At 68.7% G+C, this 13,099-nt stretch carries 12 protein-coding genes; 5 read left to right on the top strand and 7 right to left on the bottom strand.

The features are described 5' to 3' along the window. Nucleotide 1 precedes the first annotated feature (1 nt). Nucleotides 2-1,252, top strand: coding sequence for a fatty acid desaturase family protein (locus BJ988_RS22105; protein ID WP_179660043.1), 1,251 nt, complete (start codon nucleotides 2-4; stop codon nucleotides 1,250-1,252). A gap of 90 nt (nucleotides 1,253-1,342) precedes the next feature. Further along, nucleotides 1,343-1,906 (top strand): RipA family octameric membrane protein, encoded by a 564-nt coding sequence (locus BJ988_RS22100; RefSeq protein ID WP_179660042.1) that lies wholly within the window; start codon nucleotides 1,343-1,345, stop codon nucleotides 1,904-1,906. A 52-nt stretch (nucleotides 1,907-1,958) separates the two neighbouring features. Here the strand turns inward: BJ988_RS22100 and BJ988_RS22095 are convergent, their stop codons facing one another. Together BJ988_RS22095 and BJ988_RS22090 are read right to left on the bottom strand one after the other, a co-directional pair. Further along, nucleotides 1,959-2,672, bottom strand: coding sequence for a Type 1 glutamine amidotransferase-like domain-containing protein (locus tag BJ988_RS22095; RefSeq protein WP_179660041.1), 714 nt, complete (start codon nucleotides 2,670-2,672; stop codon nucleotides 1,959-1,961). Between the two features lie 74 nt (nucleotides 2,673-2,746). Continuing rightward, nucleotides 2,747-5,821, bottom strand: a complete 3,075-nt coding sequence (locus BJ988_RS22090) for a M4 family metallopeptidase (RefSeq protein WP_179660040.1) — start codon at nucleotides 5,819-5,821, stop codon at nucleotides 2,747-2,749. Nucleotides 5,822-6,026: 205 nt separating this feature from the next. Here BJ988_RS22090 and BJ988_RS22085 point away from each other — a divergent pair, with 205 nt between their 5' ends. Continuing rightward, the gene (locus tag BJ988_RS22085) at nucleotides 6,027-6,290 is read left to right on the top strand and encodes a WhiB family transcriptional regulator (RefSeq protein WP_292649912.1); all 264 of its coding nucleotides are present in this window, start codon (nucleotides 6,027-6,029) and stop codon (nucleotides 6,288-6,290) included. 8 nt (nucleotides 6,291-6,298) lie between these two features. Here the strand turns inward: BJ988_RS22085 and BJ988_RS22080 are convergent, their stop codons facing one another. Next, nucleotides 6,299-7,195: a sigma-70 family RNA polymerase sigma factor gene (locus tag BJ988_RS22080; protein WP_179660039.1), complete on the bottom strand. Its 897-nt coding sequence runs from the start codon at nucleotides 7,193-7,195 to the stop codon at nucleotides 6,299-6,301. A gap of 138 nt (nucleotides 7,196-7,333) precedes the next feature. Here BJ988_RS22080 and BJ988_RS22075 point away from each other — a divergent pair, with 138 nt between their 5' ends. After that, nucleotides 7,334-7,798, top strand: a complete 465-nt coding sequence (locus tag BJ988_RS22075) for a carboxymuconolactone decarboxylase family protein (protein ID WP_246321548.1) — start codon at nucleotides 7,334-7,336, stop codon at nucleotides 7,796-7,798. A gap of 235 nt (nucleotides 7,799-8,033) precedes the next feature. Here BJ988_RS22075 and pgm read toward each other — a convergent pair whose 3' ends face one another. Further along, nucleotides 8,034-9,713, bottom strand: a complete 1,680-nt coding sequence (gene pgm, locus BJ988_RS22070) for a phosphoglucomutase (alpha-D-glucose-1,6-bisphosphate-dependent) (RefSeq protein ID WP_179660038.1) — start codon at nucleotides 9,711-9,713, stop codon at nucleotides 8,034-8,036. Between the two features lie 38 nt (nucleotides 9,714-9,751). On the opposite strand from pgm, the gene BJ988_RS22065 reads away from it, so the two are divergent. Beyond that, complete coding sequence (locus tag BJ988_RS22065) at nucleotides 9,752-10,543, top strand: crotonase/enoyl-CoA hydratase family protein (RefSeq protein WP_179660037.1); 792 nt, start codon at nucleotides 9,752-9,754, stop codon at nucleotides 10,541-10,543. On the opposite strand, the gene BJ988_RS22060 is transcribed toward BJ988_RS22065, so the two are convergent. The 3 genes from BJ988_RS22060 to BJ988_RS22050 form a co-directional block, all read right to left on the bottom strand. Continuing rightward, nucleotides 10,525-11,400 carry a hypothetical protein gene (locus tag BJ988_RS22060; RefSeq protein ID WP_179660036.1) on the bottom strand — a complete coding sequence of 292 codons (876 nt, stop codon included), beginning with the start codon at nucleotides 11,398-11,400 and terminating at the stop codon, nucleotides 10,525-10,527. The two genes, BJ988_RS22065 and BJ988_RS22060, sit on opposite strands and share 19 nt — an antisense overlap. A 69-nt stretch (nucleotides 11,401-11,469) precedes the next feature. Next, nucleotides 11,470-12,411, bottom strand: a complete 942-nt coding sequence (locus tag BJ988_RS22055) for an oxidoreductase (RefSeq protein ID WP_179660035.1) — start codon at nucleotides 12,409-12,411, stop codon at nucleotides 11,470-11,472. A gap of 75 nt (nucleotides 12,412-12,486) precedes the next feature. Beyond that, nucleotides 12,487-13,095, bottom strand: coding sequence for a LysE family transporter (locus tag BJ988_RS22050; RefSeq protein ID WP_179660034.1), 609 nt, complete (start codon nucleotides 13,093-13,095; stop codon nucleotides 12,487-12,489). Nucleotides 13,096-13,099: the final 4 nt, after the last annotated feature.

Below are 13,099 nucleotides of genomic sequence, written 5' to 3'. Positions count from 1 at the left end.
AATGACCATCGCACCCGAAGCCCCGGCCTACACCGGCCCCATCGCCCACCTCAGCCGCGAGGACGTCGAGCAGCTCGGCCGCGAGCTCGACGCCATCCGCCAGGACGTCCTCGACACCCGTGGTGAGCGCGACGCCGCCTACATCCACAAGGTCATCAAGGTCCAGCGCTCCTTGGAGCTCGGCTCCCGCGCGGTCCTTCTGGCCAGCATCTTCCCGCCGGCGTTCGTCGTCGGCACCGTCGGTCTCTCGATCGCCAAGATCCTCGACAACATGGAGATCGGCCACAACATCATGCACGGCCAGTGGGACTGGATGCGTGACCCGAAGATCCACTCCTCCGTGTGGGAATGGGACAACGCCTCCACCAGCGAGGGTTGGAAGCACTCCCACAACGAGCTGCACCACACCTACACCAACATCGTCGGCAAGGACAATGACCTCGGTTGGGGCATCATGCGCGTCGACGAGGAGCAGCGCTGGACGCCGGCGACGCTCAGTCAGCCGCTGATGAACTTCATCAACATGTGCATCTTCGAGTACGGGATCGCGGCCTATGATCTCGAGCTCGGCAAGATGCGCCGCCTCAAGAAGAGCGGCCGTGACATGCCCGAGGGCTGGCACGAGATGGCGCGCAACACGGTGAAGAAGATCCGCCGCCAGGCGTTCAAGGACTACGTCGCGCACCCGCTGGCGTCGATGGTGACGCTCTCCGGCCCGACCACGCTGCTGGCCAACGTGACCGCCAACTTCGTGCGCAACGTCTGGACCCACTCGGTGATCATGTGCGGTCACTTCCCCGAGGGCGTGGAGACGTTCGAGCTCAAGGACATCCCCGAGAACGAGACCCGCGGCGAGTGGTACGTCCGCCAGATGCTCGGCTCGGCCAACATCTCCGGCTCGAAGTTCCTGCACCTCATGTCGGGCAACCTGTCCCACCAGATCGAGCACCACATCTTCCCGGACCTGCCCTCGAACCGCTACGCCGAGATCGCTCCCAAGGTCCGCGCGCTGTTCGACAAGTACGGCCTGAACTACCACACCGCGCCGATGCCGCAGCAGGTCGCTTCGGCCTGGCACAAGGTGCTGCGCCTCTCGATGCCCAACGGCTTCTTCGAGTCCACCAACGTGCGCAACGCCCCCTCGCAGTTCGGCAAGCTGGTCAAGGCCGTCCGCGGCGACACCCGCACCCGCCGACGCATCCTGAAGGAGTTCGAGGCTGCCGGTGCCGCCTCGGTCGGCAAGGCTGTCTGACGCTTCCTGCCTTCCCGGCGGTCGTGTGTCCACACGGTGACGAACCTCGTATGGACATCGTCCGCCGGGAGCGGTAGACAACTAGCCACTATGGAGAACGAGTTGATTCCCGGCACCGGGTCACAGACCGCGGTGCGCAGCTATGTGACCGCCAACCAGCCGAACTCCTCGGCGCTCGCCGACGGTCTGTGGGTGCTGCCTCCCGACGTGCTCTCCAGCGGCGACCGCGCGGTGCTCTTCGACCAGTACAAGCTCTACGCCGCCGAGGCGGAGCGGCTCAGTGTGCGGCGTACGCTCACCAGCGCCTTCCTCCTCGTCCTCAACATCGGGCTCCTGGTCGCCGGCACCGCCCTCGTGGCCAGCTCGCCGGAGCAGCCCTGGCTCTTCACTGTCGCCCTGATCGCCGCCCTCGGCACCTGCCTAGGCTGGTTCTGGATCATCCGCTCCTACCGGCAGATGGCGAGCGGGAAGTACTCCGTCATCTCCCACCTCGAGAAGCAGCTTCCCGCGGCGCCGGGTGTGGCCGAGTGGTCGGCGGTCGGTCTGGGGCGCGACAGCTCGCGCTACCTGCCGATGAGCAACATCGAGGTGTGGGCGCCCGCGCTCTTCGCGTTCTGCCACGTCGCGACGTACGCCCTGCTCTACGTGCCGTAACGCTGGTTGAGCCGCCGGAGCCGCTAGGCGGAGGCGTGTCGAAACCAACACATCACGGGAGCGTACGAACCTCCAGTGCCGTCTCCCCGTCCGGCCCGACGGCGTATGCGACTCCGTCGGGCCGTTCGCTGATCGCCTCGACCAGCTCGCCGTCGCGCCACAGCAGGGCGACGCCGTCGTCGGCGGCGTAGCCGGCCGGGAGTGCCCCGGAGCCGACGAACCGGACGTACGTCTCGCGTCGGTCCGCCTCGCCGAGGTAGTGCGGGCAGAACGAGCCGGGGAGGAAGCCCAGGCCGTCGGGGAGCGGCGCGGTGGGGCCGAAGGAGTCGGTCGAGGAGGCCTCGTACCAGCAGTTGGCCCCGGCCGAGATCCCCGCCAGGATCGTGCCGCCGCCGGCGGCCTTCTCCAGCAGGGCGGGCAGCCCGTGCAGTCGCCAGACCGCCAGCAGGTTGGCGGTGGACCCGCCGCCGACGTAGACGATGTCCTGGTCGAGCAGCTGCTCGAGCTCGTCGATCGGGAGCTCGTGCCCTTCGGGAGCCTTGTTGAACAGCGACAGCACTTTCGCCTCGGCACGCTCGGCGTACGCAGCGAGGAACTTGTCGTGATAACTGTCCGCGTCCCCGCTCGCGGTCGCGATGAAGCAGACCTTGGGCTTCGCCTTCCCACTCAGCCGGGTCAGTTCCGCGTCGAGGGGCGAGAAGTCCCGCCCGTGCACCTCGGGCATCGAGAAGCCGCCACCGCCCAGGGTCATGATCGTTCCGCGCATGGGGTGAGTGTAGGGACACAGAGAGCCCCGCCGAACTGGATTGTCCGGCGGGGCTCTCTGGTTGATGTGTCGGTCTACTTGACCCTGACGGTCACCGTCTCGGTGATCGCCTCGTTCTTCCGGTCACCCGAGTAGGCCACCTGATAGGTGTGCTCGCCTCGGCTCGCCCGGAATGTCGCCGTCTCGTCCTTCTTGAGACCGAACCGGCCGATGCGCTTGCCGTTCTCGGTGACGACGATCTCGCCGGAGGCGCGCTCGCCGTCGACGGTGATCTCGACCTTGCCCTTCTTCGGCGACTCGGCGGTGATCTCCGGGACGGCCTTCTCGGTGCAGTAGCTCACCGAGACGTTGTCGATGGCCCAGCCCTCGACACCGTTGCAGCCGTCGCGACCCATGTCGAAGCGGAACTTCACGGTGTCACCGGCGTCGGCGACCGCGTCCAGGTCGACGATGGTGGTGCCCCACTCGCCGGTGAACTCGCCACCGTCGGTGCCGGTCCAGACCGGCTGGCCCTCCAAGAACCCGCTGCCATCGCCGAGCGCGCCGGCGGGGGCGTTGAAGAGGTACGCGGCCTGGTCGACGAGCGCGAAGTCGCCACCGTTGACCGACACCTTGACGTTGCCGCCGTCCCAGCCGGCCTCGGTGCGTACCGAGTGGTCGAACGTGAGGCGCGGCGTCTGGCCTGCGGGCACGGTGATCTCCGGGGAGATCAGGCCGTTGCGAGAGGTCAGGTCGTCGGGGTCGTTCCGACCACCGCAGGAACCGAGGTCCGCGGGGTCAGGGCCCCAGGCGACTCCGGTCTCGTTGCCCTCGATGTCGGAGCGGGCCTCCCACGGGAAGCCGTTGCCGCCGTTCCACGCCTCGGCGTCCTGGGACCAGCCGGTGAGGCCGTCCTCGAAGGTCTCGGTGTAGGTGGAAACCTCGTTGGTGCCCTCGCCGCAGATGGCGGGGGTGTCCTGGTCGAGCAGCGGACCGAAGTTGCACTGGACGGGCTCGTCGGCGAGCTCGGTGGCCGTGTTGGCCGCGGCGACGGCAGCACAATCAGCAGCCGTGATCGGCTCGAGTGCCGGAGCCTCGGCCGCGCCACCCGGAGTCACGCCGCCGCCGGACTGCGGCGTCGAGGTGCCAAGGGTGAGCTTCTTGAGGTTGGTGGCCCCGGCCAGGTCGGCGCACGAGGTGACCATCGCCTGGGCGTACTCGGGGAAGCCCGAGGTCGGCGTCAGGTAGTTGGTCTGGGTGTGCCAGATCAGGTTGGCCGCCTTGTCGAGGCCGATGCTCGGCACCGTGACGTCGTTGTAGGCGCCGCCGTCCACGAGCAGGGCGAAGTGGTGGTTGATGACGCCGGAGTTCGAGTGAACGCCACCGGCATCGCTGGTGTCGCAGTGGTACTCCTCGTCGGAGACCTTGCCCGGGTCGCCGTAGCAGGTCGGGTTCCACATGTCGCGGATCGCGCCGCCGAAGGCGGTGGAGTCCTCACCCACCAGCCAGCGCTCGGACTCGGCGGTGTTGGCGGTCTGCGAGATCGTCGCAGTCGCCGAACCGGCCGTGCGCAGCTTCTCACCGTGTGCCATGTCGATCATGACGCCGGGGATCGTCGAGGTGCCGCTCATCGGGTTGGGGGCGGCAGCCGTGTTGTTGCCGACCACGAGGCCGGCGGCACCAGCCGCGACCGCGTTGTCCGCCTTGATCTGGAATGGGCAGGTGCCCCGGTCGACGTAGGCCCACTTGCCGGCCACGTCTGCGGCGTTGGAGTAGGCCGTGCAGCCGTCGGTCTCGGACGGGCCCTCCGTGTTGGCGGCGTCACGGGCGACCACGATGCTCGCGTTCACCGGCGTGGCGAACGCGTCGGGGGCGGTCCAGGAAGCCGACGCGACCTGGCAGAGCCCCGCGATGTCCTCCGGCGCGGTGATCTCGAACTTCACTCGCGCGGGCGAGGAGGTCGAGCACGCGTCGTCGGAGCGGATCACGTCGTCCGTCGTGTTCTCACGGGTGTTGAGGAAGTCGACGGCGTTGCCCCACATGTCGGAGTACGCCTCGTTGAGCGCGCCCGACTGCCACTGGTAGATCAGGCCGGAGGTGTGCTCGGTGTAGGCGTGGCCCCACTCGTGCGCCACCACGTCGTCGGAGGTGACCCCGGAGCAGTAGTTGGTGGTCGCGCCGTTCCAGTTGGCGTTCGGGCACGAGATCCCCGGGTCGTTGTTGACCGTGACCATCTTCGCGCCGGAGCCGTCGTAGGAGTCGCGGCCGAACGTGTTCTGGAAGAGCCAGTAGGACTCGCCGGTGGTGGCGACCTCGTTCTGCTGGTCCTGGTCGAGCGTGCCCGGGAAGGCGTCGTTCTCGACCCAGACGGTCGCGTCGTCGGCGGTGTCGGGGGTGTTGTGCTTCTCGATCAGCTCCCGCTCGTTGGCCGAGTGGATCATCGAGTAGCGGTTGACCGGCTTGCCGTTTGCTGCGTCGAGCACGACGGTCTCGCGCACGGTGGACTTGTTGGACACCTCGATGACCCAGGCGAGCAGGCTCTTGCCGCTCACGCCCTGGGCGGCGCCCATGCGGTAGACGTTGAGGTCGGCCTCGACCACCTCGACGCCCAACGTGTTGACCTGACTGTCGGCGTGGGCGTCGGCGGGCTTCGCCTTCACGAGATCGAGCGCCTTGGCGCTCGCCTTCTCCTTCGACCACTTCGGGGTCGTGCCGAGGTCGAGCGACGGGGCGGCGAAACCGTTGACCGAGGTCAGGTCGCCGGCCTTGTCGACGTGAGCCTTCAGGACGCCGCCGAAGACCGGCACGCCCTCGTACTCCTGCTTGAACTCGACGGTCCAGCCGGAGGGGTTCGTGGTCACCTTCGACTGGTCGAGCTGGTCGGCCTCGGCCCCGAAGACCGGGGCGTACTTGTCGAGGTACTTGCGGGCCTTCGCGGCCGCCTTCGACTTGCCGTCGGCCGCGACGTCGGGCATCAGGTCACCCTTGGTGGATACGAAGCCGATCTGGCCGGTGGCACCCTCCTTCTTGAGTGTGACCGTCTTGTCGGCATCGGCCCTGAGTTGGTCGATGGCGCTTGAATCTGGCTGTGCGGCGACGGCTGCGATCGGTGTGACCACCATGCCTGCCGCGACGAGTGCAAGGCTGATTCCTTGCATTCCGAGCTTCACGGTTGCTCCTCTCGGGATTGCGCCACGTCAGGTCGCGGCGCTTTCGCATCGTAGAGAGATTTGCGTCACACAGATGTGCAAACGCGTATCACAAGTCCAAAACGATTCGATCCCGGACGGTTGGCTCGCGGCGCAGAGGGCCTCAGGGGCGATCTAAGGTAGTTTCCCGATGCGCGGGACTACCTCAGGCGCAGATTCTCAAGGGGTGCCCCTCGAGATCATCCCGCCTCTGTACGCCGCCGGCCTGCCGTGCCATGGAGACGACTCTGCGTTGTGGTTCTCAGAGTCCCCTGCCGCCCTCGAGGTGGCCAAAGACCGCTGCCTCGACTGCCCGGTGATGCGTGAGTGTCTCTCCGGCGCCCTGGCCCGCTCGGAGCCGTGGGGCGTCTGGGGCGGCGAGATCGTCGAGCGTGGCCAGGTGGTCACCCACAAGCGCGGCCGCGGCCGTCCCCGCCGCCAGGCGGCCTAGGACATGCCCTAGCCGTGCGCTGACTCGAGGCCCAGGTCCTCGGCGACCTTCGCGATCTGGGCGGGGGCTGCGTACGCCTCGATCTCGGTGATCCGACCGTCGACCACGGTGAAGGCCATGACGCTGTAGAGCTTCCCGTGGATGGTGACCACGGCGCCGGCGGTGCCGTTGACGAGGGCAGGGTGGGTGACGCGGTCGGCATGGGCGTACATGACCGCGTTGCCGGCGACCTTCGCGGCGCCGCGGTAGGTGGTGATCCCGGAGCCGAGATCGGAGCGGAGGACCACCTCGGGGTGGAGCGCACCGATGAGCCGATCCAGGTCACCGCCCCGGGCGGCTGCGAAGAAGGCGTCGACGACCTCGCGCTGCGCGGTGACATCGGTCTCCGGCGTACGACCTCTGACCCTCCGCCGCGCGCGGCTCGCGAGCTGTCGGGTCGAGTCCGGGGAGCGGTCGAGCATCGTCGCGATCTCGTCGAAGGGCACGGCGAAGAGATCGTGGAGTACGAAGGCCAGCCGCTCGTCGGGCGAGAGCTGGTCGAGCACGACGAGGAGAGCGATGCTGACCGAGTCGGCGAGGATCGCCCGCTCGGCCGGGTCCTGCCTCGTGCCGTCGTCGAGGGTGACCGAAGGGTCGGGCAGCCCGGCCTCGAGGGGCCCGGCATCCAGGGACACCTCGCCGCGGGTCTTGCGGGAGCGCAGCATGTTGAGCGAGACCCGTGCCACCACCGTCGTCAGCCACGCGCCGATGTTGTCGATCTCGTCGGCGTCGCTCCGGCTCAACCGCACCCAGGCCTCCTGCACGGCGTCCTCGGCCTCGGCGGCCGACCCGAGCAGCCGGTAGGCCACCCCGAACAGCTGTCGCCGCTCGTCCTCGAACCGCTTGGCCAGCCATTCCTGCTGCATCGTCCGTCCTCCGGATCCATGGGTCGGTAGTCTCCACAGACCCGACACGCGAAGCAGACCAGATGTGACCGATCCGGCGAAAGAAATTTTTCTTTCACCGACCTGTCACATCTGTCCGGCCCCGCGGGACGAGATGGCATGAGCAACCGAATGAAGAACCCCGCAGAAGTCATCCCGCAGGCATTCAAGGGCATCGGCAACCTACTGGCCGCCGTGGCCGACGGCGGCCTCCCCGAGACCACGACCGAGCTCGTCGCCATCCGAGTGAGCCAGCTCAACGGCTGCGCGGCCTGCCTCCAGGGCCACGCCGTACGCCTCGCAGACGTCGGCATCCCGATCGAGAAGGTCGTCGGCCTGGCCGCGTACCGTGAGTCGCCCTTCTTCGACGACGCGGAGAAGGTGGCGCTCGCTCTGGCCGACGCCGTCACCCGCCTCGCTGACTCCGAGGACGCGGTGTCCGACGAGCTCTGGCGCGAGGTCACCAAGCACTACGACGAGAAGCAGACCGCCGCCCTGGTCCTCTGCATCGCCACCCACAACCTCTTCAACCGGGTCAACGTGACGGTGCGGGAGGACGCCGAGCACCCGTTCTGGCTCCGCTGACGCCCAAAGCCGCGCTACGCTGACGCGCCATGATTCGTGAGCGTAGACGCGGCGTTGTCGGCTGTGCGTTGGTCCTGGCCCTCGTGGTCGTCGTCGCGCTCCTGGTCGGAGCAACGCTCGAGCTCGGTCCAGGCGTCCTGAACCGCTGGGAGACGTGCCTCCAGGATCCTGGCCACGAGATCTGCGGCGATGGGCCGGGACCCGGAAGCATGGAGGGAGGCACCTCTAGTGCCCCTCAGCTCAGCGCCTCGGCGACGACATCCTTGGCCTCAGCCTGAACCGCGGCGAGATGCTCGGGGCCCAAGAAGGACTCCGCGTAGATCTTGTAGACGTCCTCAGTCCCCGACGGGCGAGCGGCGAACCAGGCCGACTCGGTGGTCACCTTCAGGCCACCGATGGCCGCACCGTTGCCGGGTGCCTCGGTGAGCTTGGCGGTGATCTCCTCGCCGGCCAGGGTGGTGGCGGTGACGGCGTCGGGGGAGAGGGCGGCGAGCTTGGCCTTCTCATCCCGCGTCGCGGGTGCGTCGATACGGGCGTACGCCGGTTCGCCGTGCTCGGCGACCAGCTCGGCATAGCGCTCCGACGGTGACTTCCCGGTGCGCGCCAGGATCTCGGAGGCGAGCAGGGAGAGGATGATCCCGTCCTTGTCGGTGGTCCAGACGGTGCCGTCGAAGCGCAGGAACGAGGCGCCCGCGGACTCCTCGCCGCCGAAGCCGAACGAGCCGTCGATCAGCCCGGGCACGAACCACTTGAACCCGACGGGCACCTCGACGAGGGCCCGTTCTGATGAGCCCAGCTCGAGTGCGCCGGCGACCCGGTCGATCATCGAGGACGAGACCAGCGTCTTGCCGATCCGCGCGGTGGCCGGCCAGTCCGGCCGTGCGCCGCCGAAGAGGTGGTCGATCGCGACCGCGAGGAAGTGGTTGGGGTTCATCAGCCCGGCGTCGCGGGTGACGATCCCGTGCCGGTCGGCGTCGGCGTCGTTGCCGGTGGCGATGTCGAACTCCGGGGTGCTCTCCAGGAAGCGCACCAGCTCGGCCATCGCGCTGGGGGAGGAGCAGTCCATCCGGATCTTGCCGTCCCAGTCCAGCGGCATGAAGCGCCAGGTCGGGTCGACCAGCTCGTTGACCACGTTGAGCTTGAGCTTGTGCCGCTCGGCGATCTCGCCCCAGTAGGCCACGGAGGCGCCCCCGAGCGGATCCGCCGCGATCCGCACCCCCGACTCACGGATGGCGGCCAGGTCGACCACGTTGGGCAGGTCGTCGACGTAGGAGCCCAGGAAGTCGTACGCCTCGGCTTTCCGCCGCGCGGCAGCGAACGGCACCCGCTTGACGCCGGTGAGCTCGGCCCGGATCAGCTCGTTGGCGCGCGCGGCGATGACCTTGGTCGCGTCGGAGTCAGCGGGGCCGCCGTGGGGCGGGTTGTACTTGAAGCCACCGTCGGCTGGCGGGTTGTGGGACGGGGTCACGACGATCCCGTCGGCCAGACCGCTCCCGGAGGTCGAGCCTGTCGAGACCCGTCCGGCGTTGGCACGGAGGATCGCGTGCGAGACCGCCGGCGTGGGCGTGTAGCCGTCGCGGTCATCGACCAGGACACGTACGTCGTTGGCGACCAGCACCTCCAGCGCGCTCGCCCAGGCGGGCTCGGAGAGGCCGTGGGTGTCGCGGCCGATGAACAGCGGCCCGTCGATCCCCTGCGAGGTCCGGTAGTCGACGATCGCCTGGGTCGTGGCCAGGATGTGCGTCTCGTTGAACGCCGACTTGAGCGAGGAGCCGCGGTGCCCGGAGGTGCCGAAGACGACCTGCTGGGCCGGATCGTCGGGGTCGGGCTGCAGGTTGTAGTAGGAGGCGACCAGGTGAGGTACGTCGACCAGGTCGGCGGGCGTAGCGAGCGTTCCAGCGCGAGGGTCAGCCATGTGTCCCATCATGCCTACTGCCCCGTACTGTTCTCCCCATGCCCCTCGTCACCACCGAAATCAACGACGGCATCGCCCAGGTGCGCCTCAACCGCCCTGACAAGCTCAACGCGCTGACGCTCGACCTGCTCCGGGAGCTGGTCGCCACCGCCAAGACGCTCGGCAAGAACCACGACCTGCGAGCGGTGGTCATCGCCGGTGAGGGAGACGCGTTCACCGCCGGTCTCGACTTCGCCTCGGTCCTGCGCGACCCGAAGAAGGTCGTCGGTGCGTTCCTGCCCGTGCCCTTCCGTGGCACCAACCTCTTCCAGGAGTCGGTCTGGGCCTGGCGTCGGCTGCCGGTCCCGGTGATCGCGGCCGTCCACGGTCACTGCCTCGGTGGCGGCGTACAGATCGCGCTCGGCGCCGACTTCCGCATCGCCGAGCCCGACTCGCAGTGGTCGGTCCTCGAGGGCAAGTGGGGCATCATCCCCGACATGACCGGCATCCGGTCGCTCTCCGAGGTCGTCGGCATCGACACCGCCAAGAAGCTCACCATGACCGCCGAACAGTTCTCCGGCGAGCGTGCCTACGAGCTGGGCCTGGTCACCGAGCTCTCCGCCGACCCGGTGGCCACCGCCACCGCCTTCGCCCGCAGGCTCTCCGAGCGCTCTCCGGACCAGCTCGCCGCCGCCAAGCGCCTCTTCAACGACACCTGGTACGGCCCCATCAGGCGCACCTTCTCCCGCGAGCGCATCGAGCAGGTCCGCCTCCTCTTCGGCGAGAACACCAAGATCGCCCGCGAAGCCGCCTTCAAGCGCGAGAAGCCGACCTACAAGCCCCGCCGCTGACCCTCATCCGTCGAGACGTCACCAGCGTCGGCCGAGACGTCACCAGCGTCGCTCGAGGCGTCACTCGCGTCGGACGAGGCGTCACTCGCGTCGGACGAGGCGTCACTCGCGTCGGACGAGGCGTCACTCGCGTCGGACGAGGCGTCATCCGCTGACTTCTCGGCCTGCGGGAGCGACTTCTCGGCCGACGTACCTGACGCCTCGGCGTGCTTGCGGCGGCGCTTGATCTCGCCCTGGGCGAGGAAGAAGGCGAGGAGGACGGGCCAGACGTACTTGAGATGGTTCGCGATCCACTTGACCCATTCGGGGACCTGTACGTTCGGCAGGTCCGGCCAGGGGATCGCCGGCCACGGGATGCTGGGAAGGTCGGGGAGCGGCAGGTCGGGGAGGTCCGGCAGGTTCGGGAGCGGGAGGTCGATGTCCGGGAGCGAGATCCGGGAGACGATCCAGGCGACGACCATCGCGCCGACGATGCCCGCGATGACGCCGCCGACGCCGCCGAGGGTCTCGATGAGCGCATAGCGCCTGGGATGCTCGATCACCCGGCGTTCGTACGCAGCGGCTCGTGACCCCGGCTCCGGGGTCAGGTCGACTCCGCCGACGCCGGTCAGCCCGGCCAGGCCTTCCTCAGGCGTGAAGTAGGTCGCGCGCCGCGGCGTGCCGAGCCCGGAGTGGATCACGAGCAGGCTCCCGTGCTCCTTGCTCTCCAGCCGAGCCCGATCGTCGGAGGTCTTCCGGGTGAGGATCTCTTCGCCGTCGACGGTCCACACGAACGTACGGACGATCTCTCCGGTCACCTCGAGATGGTGGGTGCTCCCGGAGATCGTTCGCGACCAGATCTGGACCTTCTTGCTCACCCCTCGAATCTAGAAGTCGGGGCACCGCGGCGGCATCGGCCGCAGGTAGCGACCGGAACCAGACTTTGGTCAGGGGTAGGAGAGTCCGGTGGTCTGCTCGGAGAGCTCCCACAGCGCCCGCGCCGCCTCCGGGTCGCGCGCGAGGCGAGACGCGGAGACCGGCTTCGGCACGCCACCACCCTCGAAGGCGCCGCTCGGACCGATGTACGTCGCGGGCTCGAGCCCTGGGTAGGTTGCCGCCATCAGCGCCGGCCAGGCGCCGGCCTCCGGTGACTGCCCCGTCGCCCGGACGAATGCTTCGCCGATGCTCGCGATCGGCGCGACCATGGTTCGGGCGGCCCCGTTCGCCATGAGGTGGGTGGCGGCGAGCCCCGGGTGGGCGGCGTACGCCGCGATCGGCAGCCCCGCCTTCTCCAGGCGTCGCTGGAGCTCGAAGGTGAAGAGCAGGTTGGCGAGCTTCGACTGCGAGTAGACGCCCCACGGCGAATAGCGGCCTACCTGCGCCGTCGGGAAGCCGAGCGGTGCTTTGCGGGCGACCTTGTGGGCCATGCTCGCCATGGTCACGATCCGCCCTTCGCCGCTCTCGGCCAGCGGCTCGAGCAGCAGCCCGGTCAGCAGGAACGGACCGAAGTGGTTGGTCGCCATCTGCAGGTCGAGGTCGTCCACGGTGCGCGACTGCGGTGTCGCCATCACCCCGGCGTTGTTGACCAGCAGATGGAGCGGCCCGCCGCCTTCGAAGGTCGCCGCCGCGATCGCCTCGGCCCCGGCCCGCACCGCTTGGAGCGAGGAGAGATCGAGGGCGACCCGGTCGAGCCGGGCGCCCGGAACCTCCTCGGTCAGCGCTTCAGCGGCCGCGTCGAGCTTCTCCCAGGACCGCCCCGCCAGGATCACGCGCGCCCCCGCCGCGACGAGGCCACGCGCGACGAAATACCCGATCCCGCCCAGCGTCGGGCCGGTCACCACGGCGTTCTTGCCGGTCAGGTCGGGAATGTCGGAGGTCGTCCACGCCATGCGGCCACACTAGGCGGCCGATCAACACAATGGCTGGATTTGACTATGGCCGGATTTGAAGGGCGGCCCGCCCGGTCAGCCGAGCCCGCCCACCGCGAGCCCGCCCGCGATCGCGAGCATCATGCACCCGATGAGAGTGTCCAGCACCTGCCAGGCACGTCGGCTGGCGAGCAGCGGAGCGAGGAACCGGGCGCCATAGCCGAGACCGGCGAACCAGACGATGCTGGCCACGCACCCGCCGACGGCGAACCCCCATCGCGCCGAGCCGTAGGTCGCCGCAATCGACCCGTGGAGCACAAGTGTGTCGATGTAGACATGCGGGTTGAGCCAGGTGAAGGCGGCGGCCTTGGCGATCACGCGGGGGAGCGTCTCGCGGGGCGCCTCCGCAGCATCCATCCCCGAGGGCCGCAGCGCCCGCCGGAACGACCCGATTCCGTACCAGCCGAGGAAGACCACCCCGAACCAGCGCAGCACCTCCACCGCCCACCCGGCGCTCTCGACGACCGCCCCCATGCCGGCGACCCCGGCGCAGATGAGGAGTAGGTCGGAGATCGCACACACGGCCACCACGGCGAACACGTGCGAGCGCAGGATGCCCTGTCGCAGGACGTACGCGTTCTGGGACCCGATGGCGATGATGAGGCTGAGCCCGGTGAGGAGTCCGGCGAGGCTGGCGTTGATCACACCG

The organism is Nocardioides panzhihuensis, assembly GCF_013408335.1.
In the GTDB taxonomy this organism is placed as follows: domain Bacteria; phylum Actinomycetota; class Actinomycetes; order Propionibacteriales; family Nocardioidaceae; genus Nocardioides; species Nocardioides panzhihuensis.
This window is presented reverse-complemented; position numbering and strand designations above follow the sequence as displayed.

Excerpts from the sequence above, each read along its gene's own strand:
- BJ988_RS22105 (WP_179660043.1), top strand. The coding sequence starts at position 2 with ATGACCATCGCACCCGAAGCCCCGGCCTACACCGGCCCCATCGCCCAC.
- BJ988_RS22100 (WP_179660042.1), top strand. The coding sequence starts at position 1,343 with ATGGAGAACGAGTTGATTCCCGGCACCGGGTCACAGACCGCGGTGCGC.
- BJ988_RS22095 (WP_179660041.1), bottom strand. The coding sequence starts at position 2,672 with ATGCGCGGAACGATCATGACCCTGGGCGGTGGCGGCTTCTCGATGCCC.
- BJ988_RS22080 (WP_179660039.1), bottom strand. The coding sequence starts at position 7,195 with ATGCAGCAGGAATGGCTGGCCAAGCGGTTCGAGGACGAGCGGCGACAG.
- BJ988_RS22075 (WP_246321548.1), top strand. The coding sequence starts at position 7,334 with ATGAGCAACCGAATGAAGAACCCCGCAGAAGTCATCCCGCAGGCATTC.
- pgm (WP_179660038.1), bottom strand. The coding sequence starts at position 9,713 with ATGGCTGACCCTCGCGCTGGAACGCTCGCTACGCCCGCCGACCTGGTC.
- BJ988_RS22065 (WP_179660037.1), top strand. The coding sequence starts at position 9,752 with ATGCCCCTCGTCACCACCGAAATCAACGACGGCATCGCCCAGGTGCGC.
- BJ988_RS22055 (WP_179660035.1), bottom strand. The coding sequence starts at position 12,411 with ATGGCGTGGACGACCTCCGACATTCCCGACCTGACCGGCAAGAACGCC.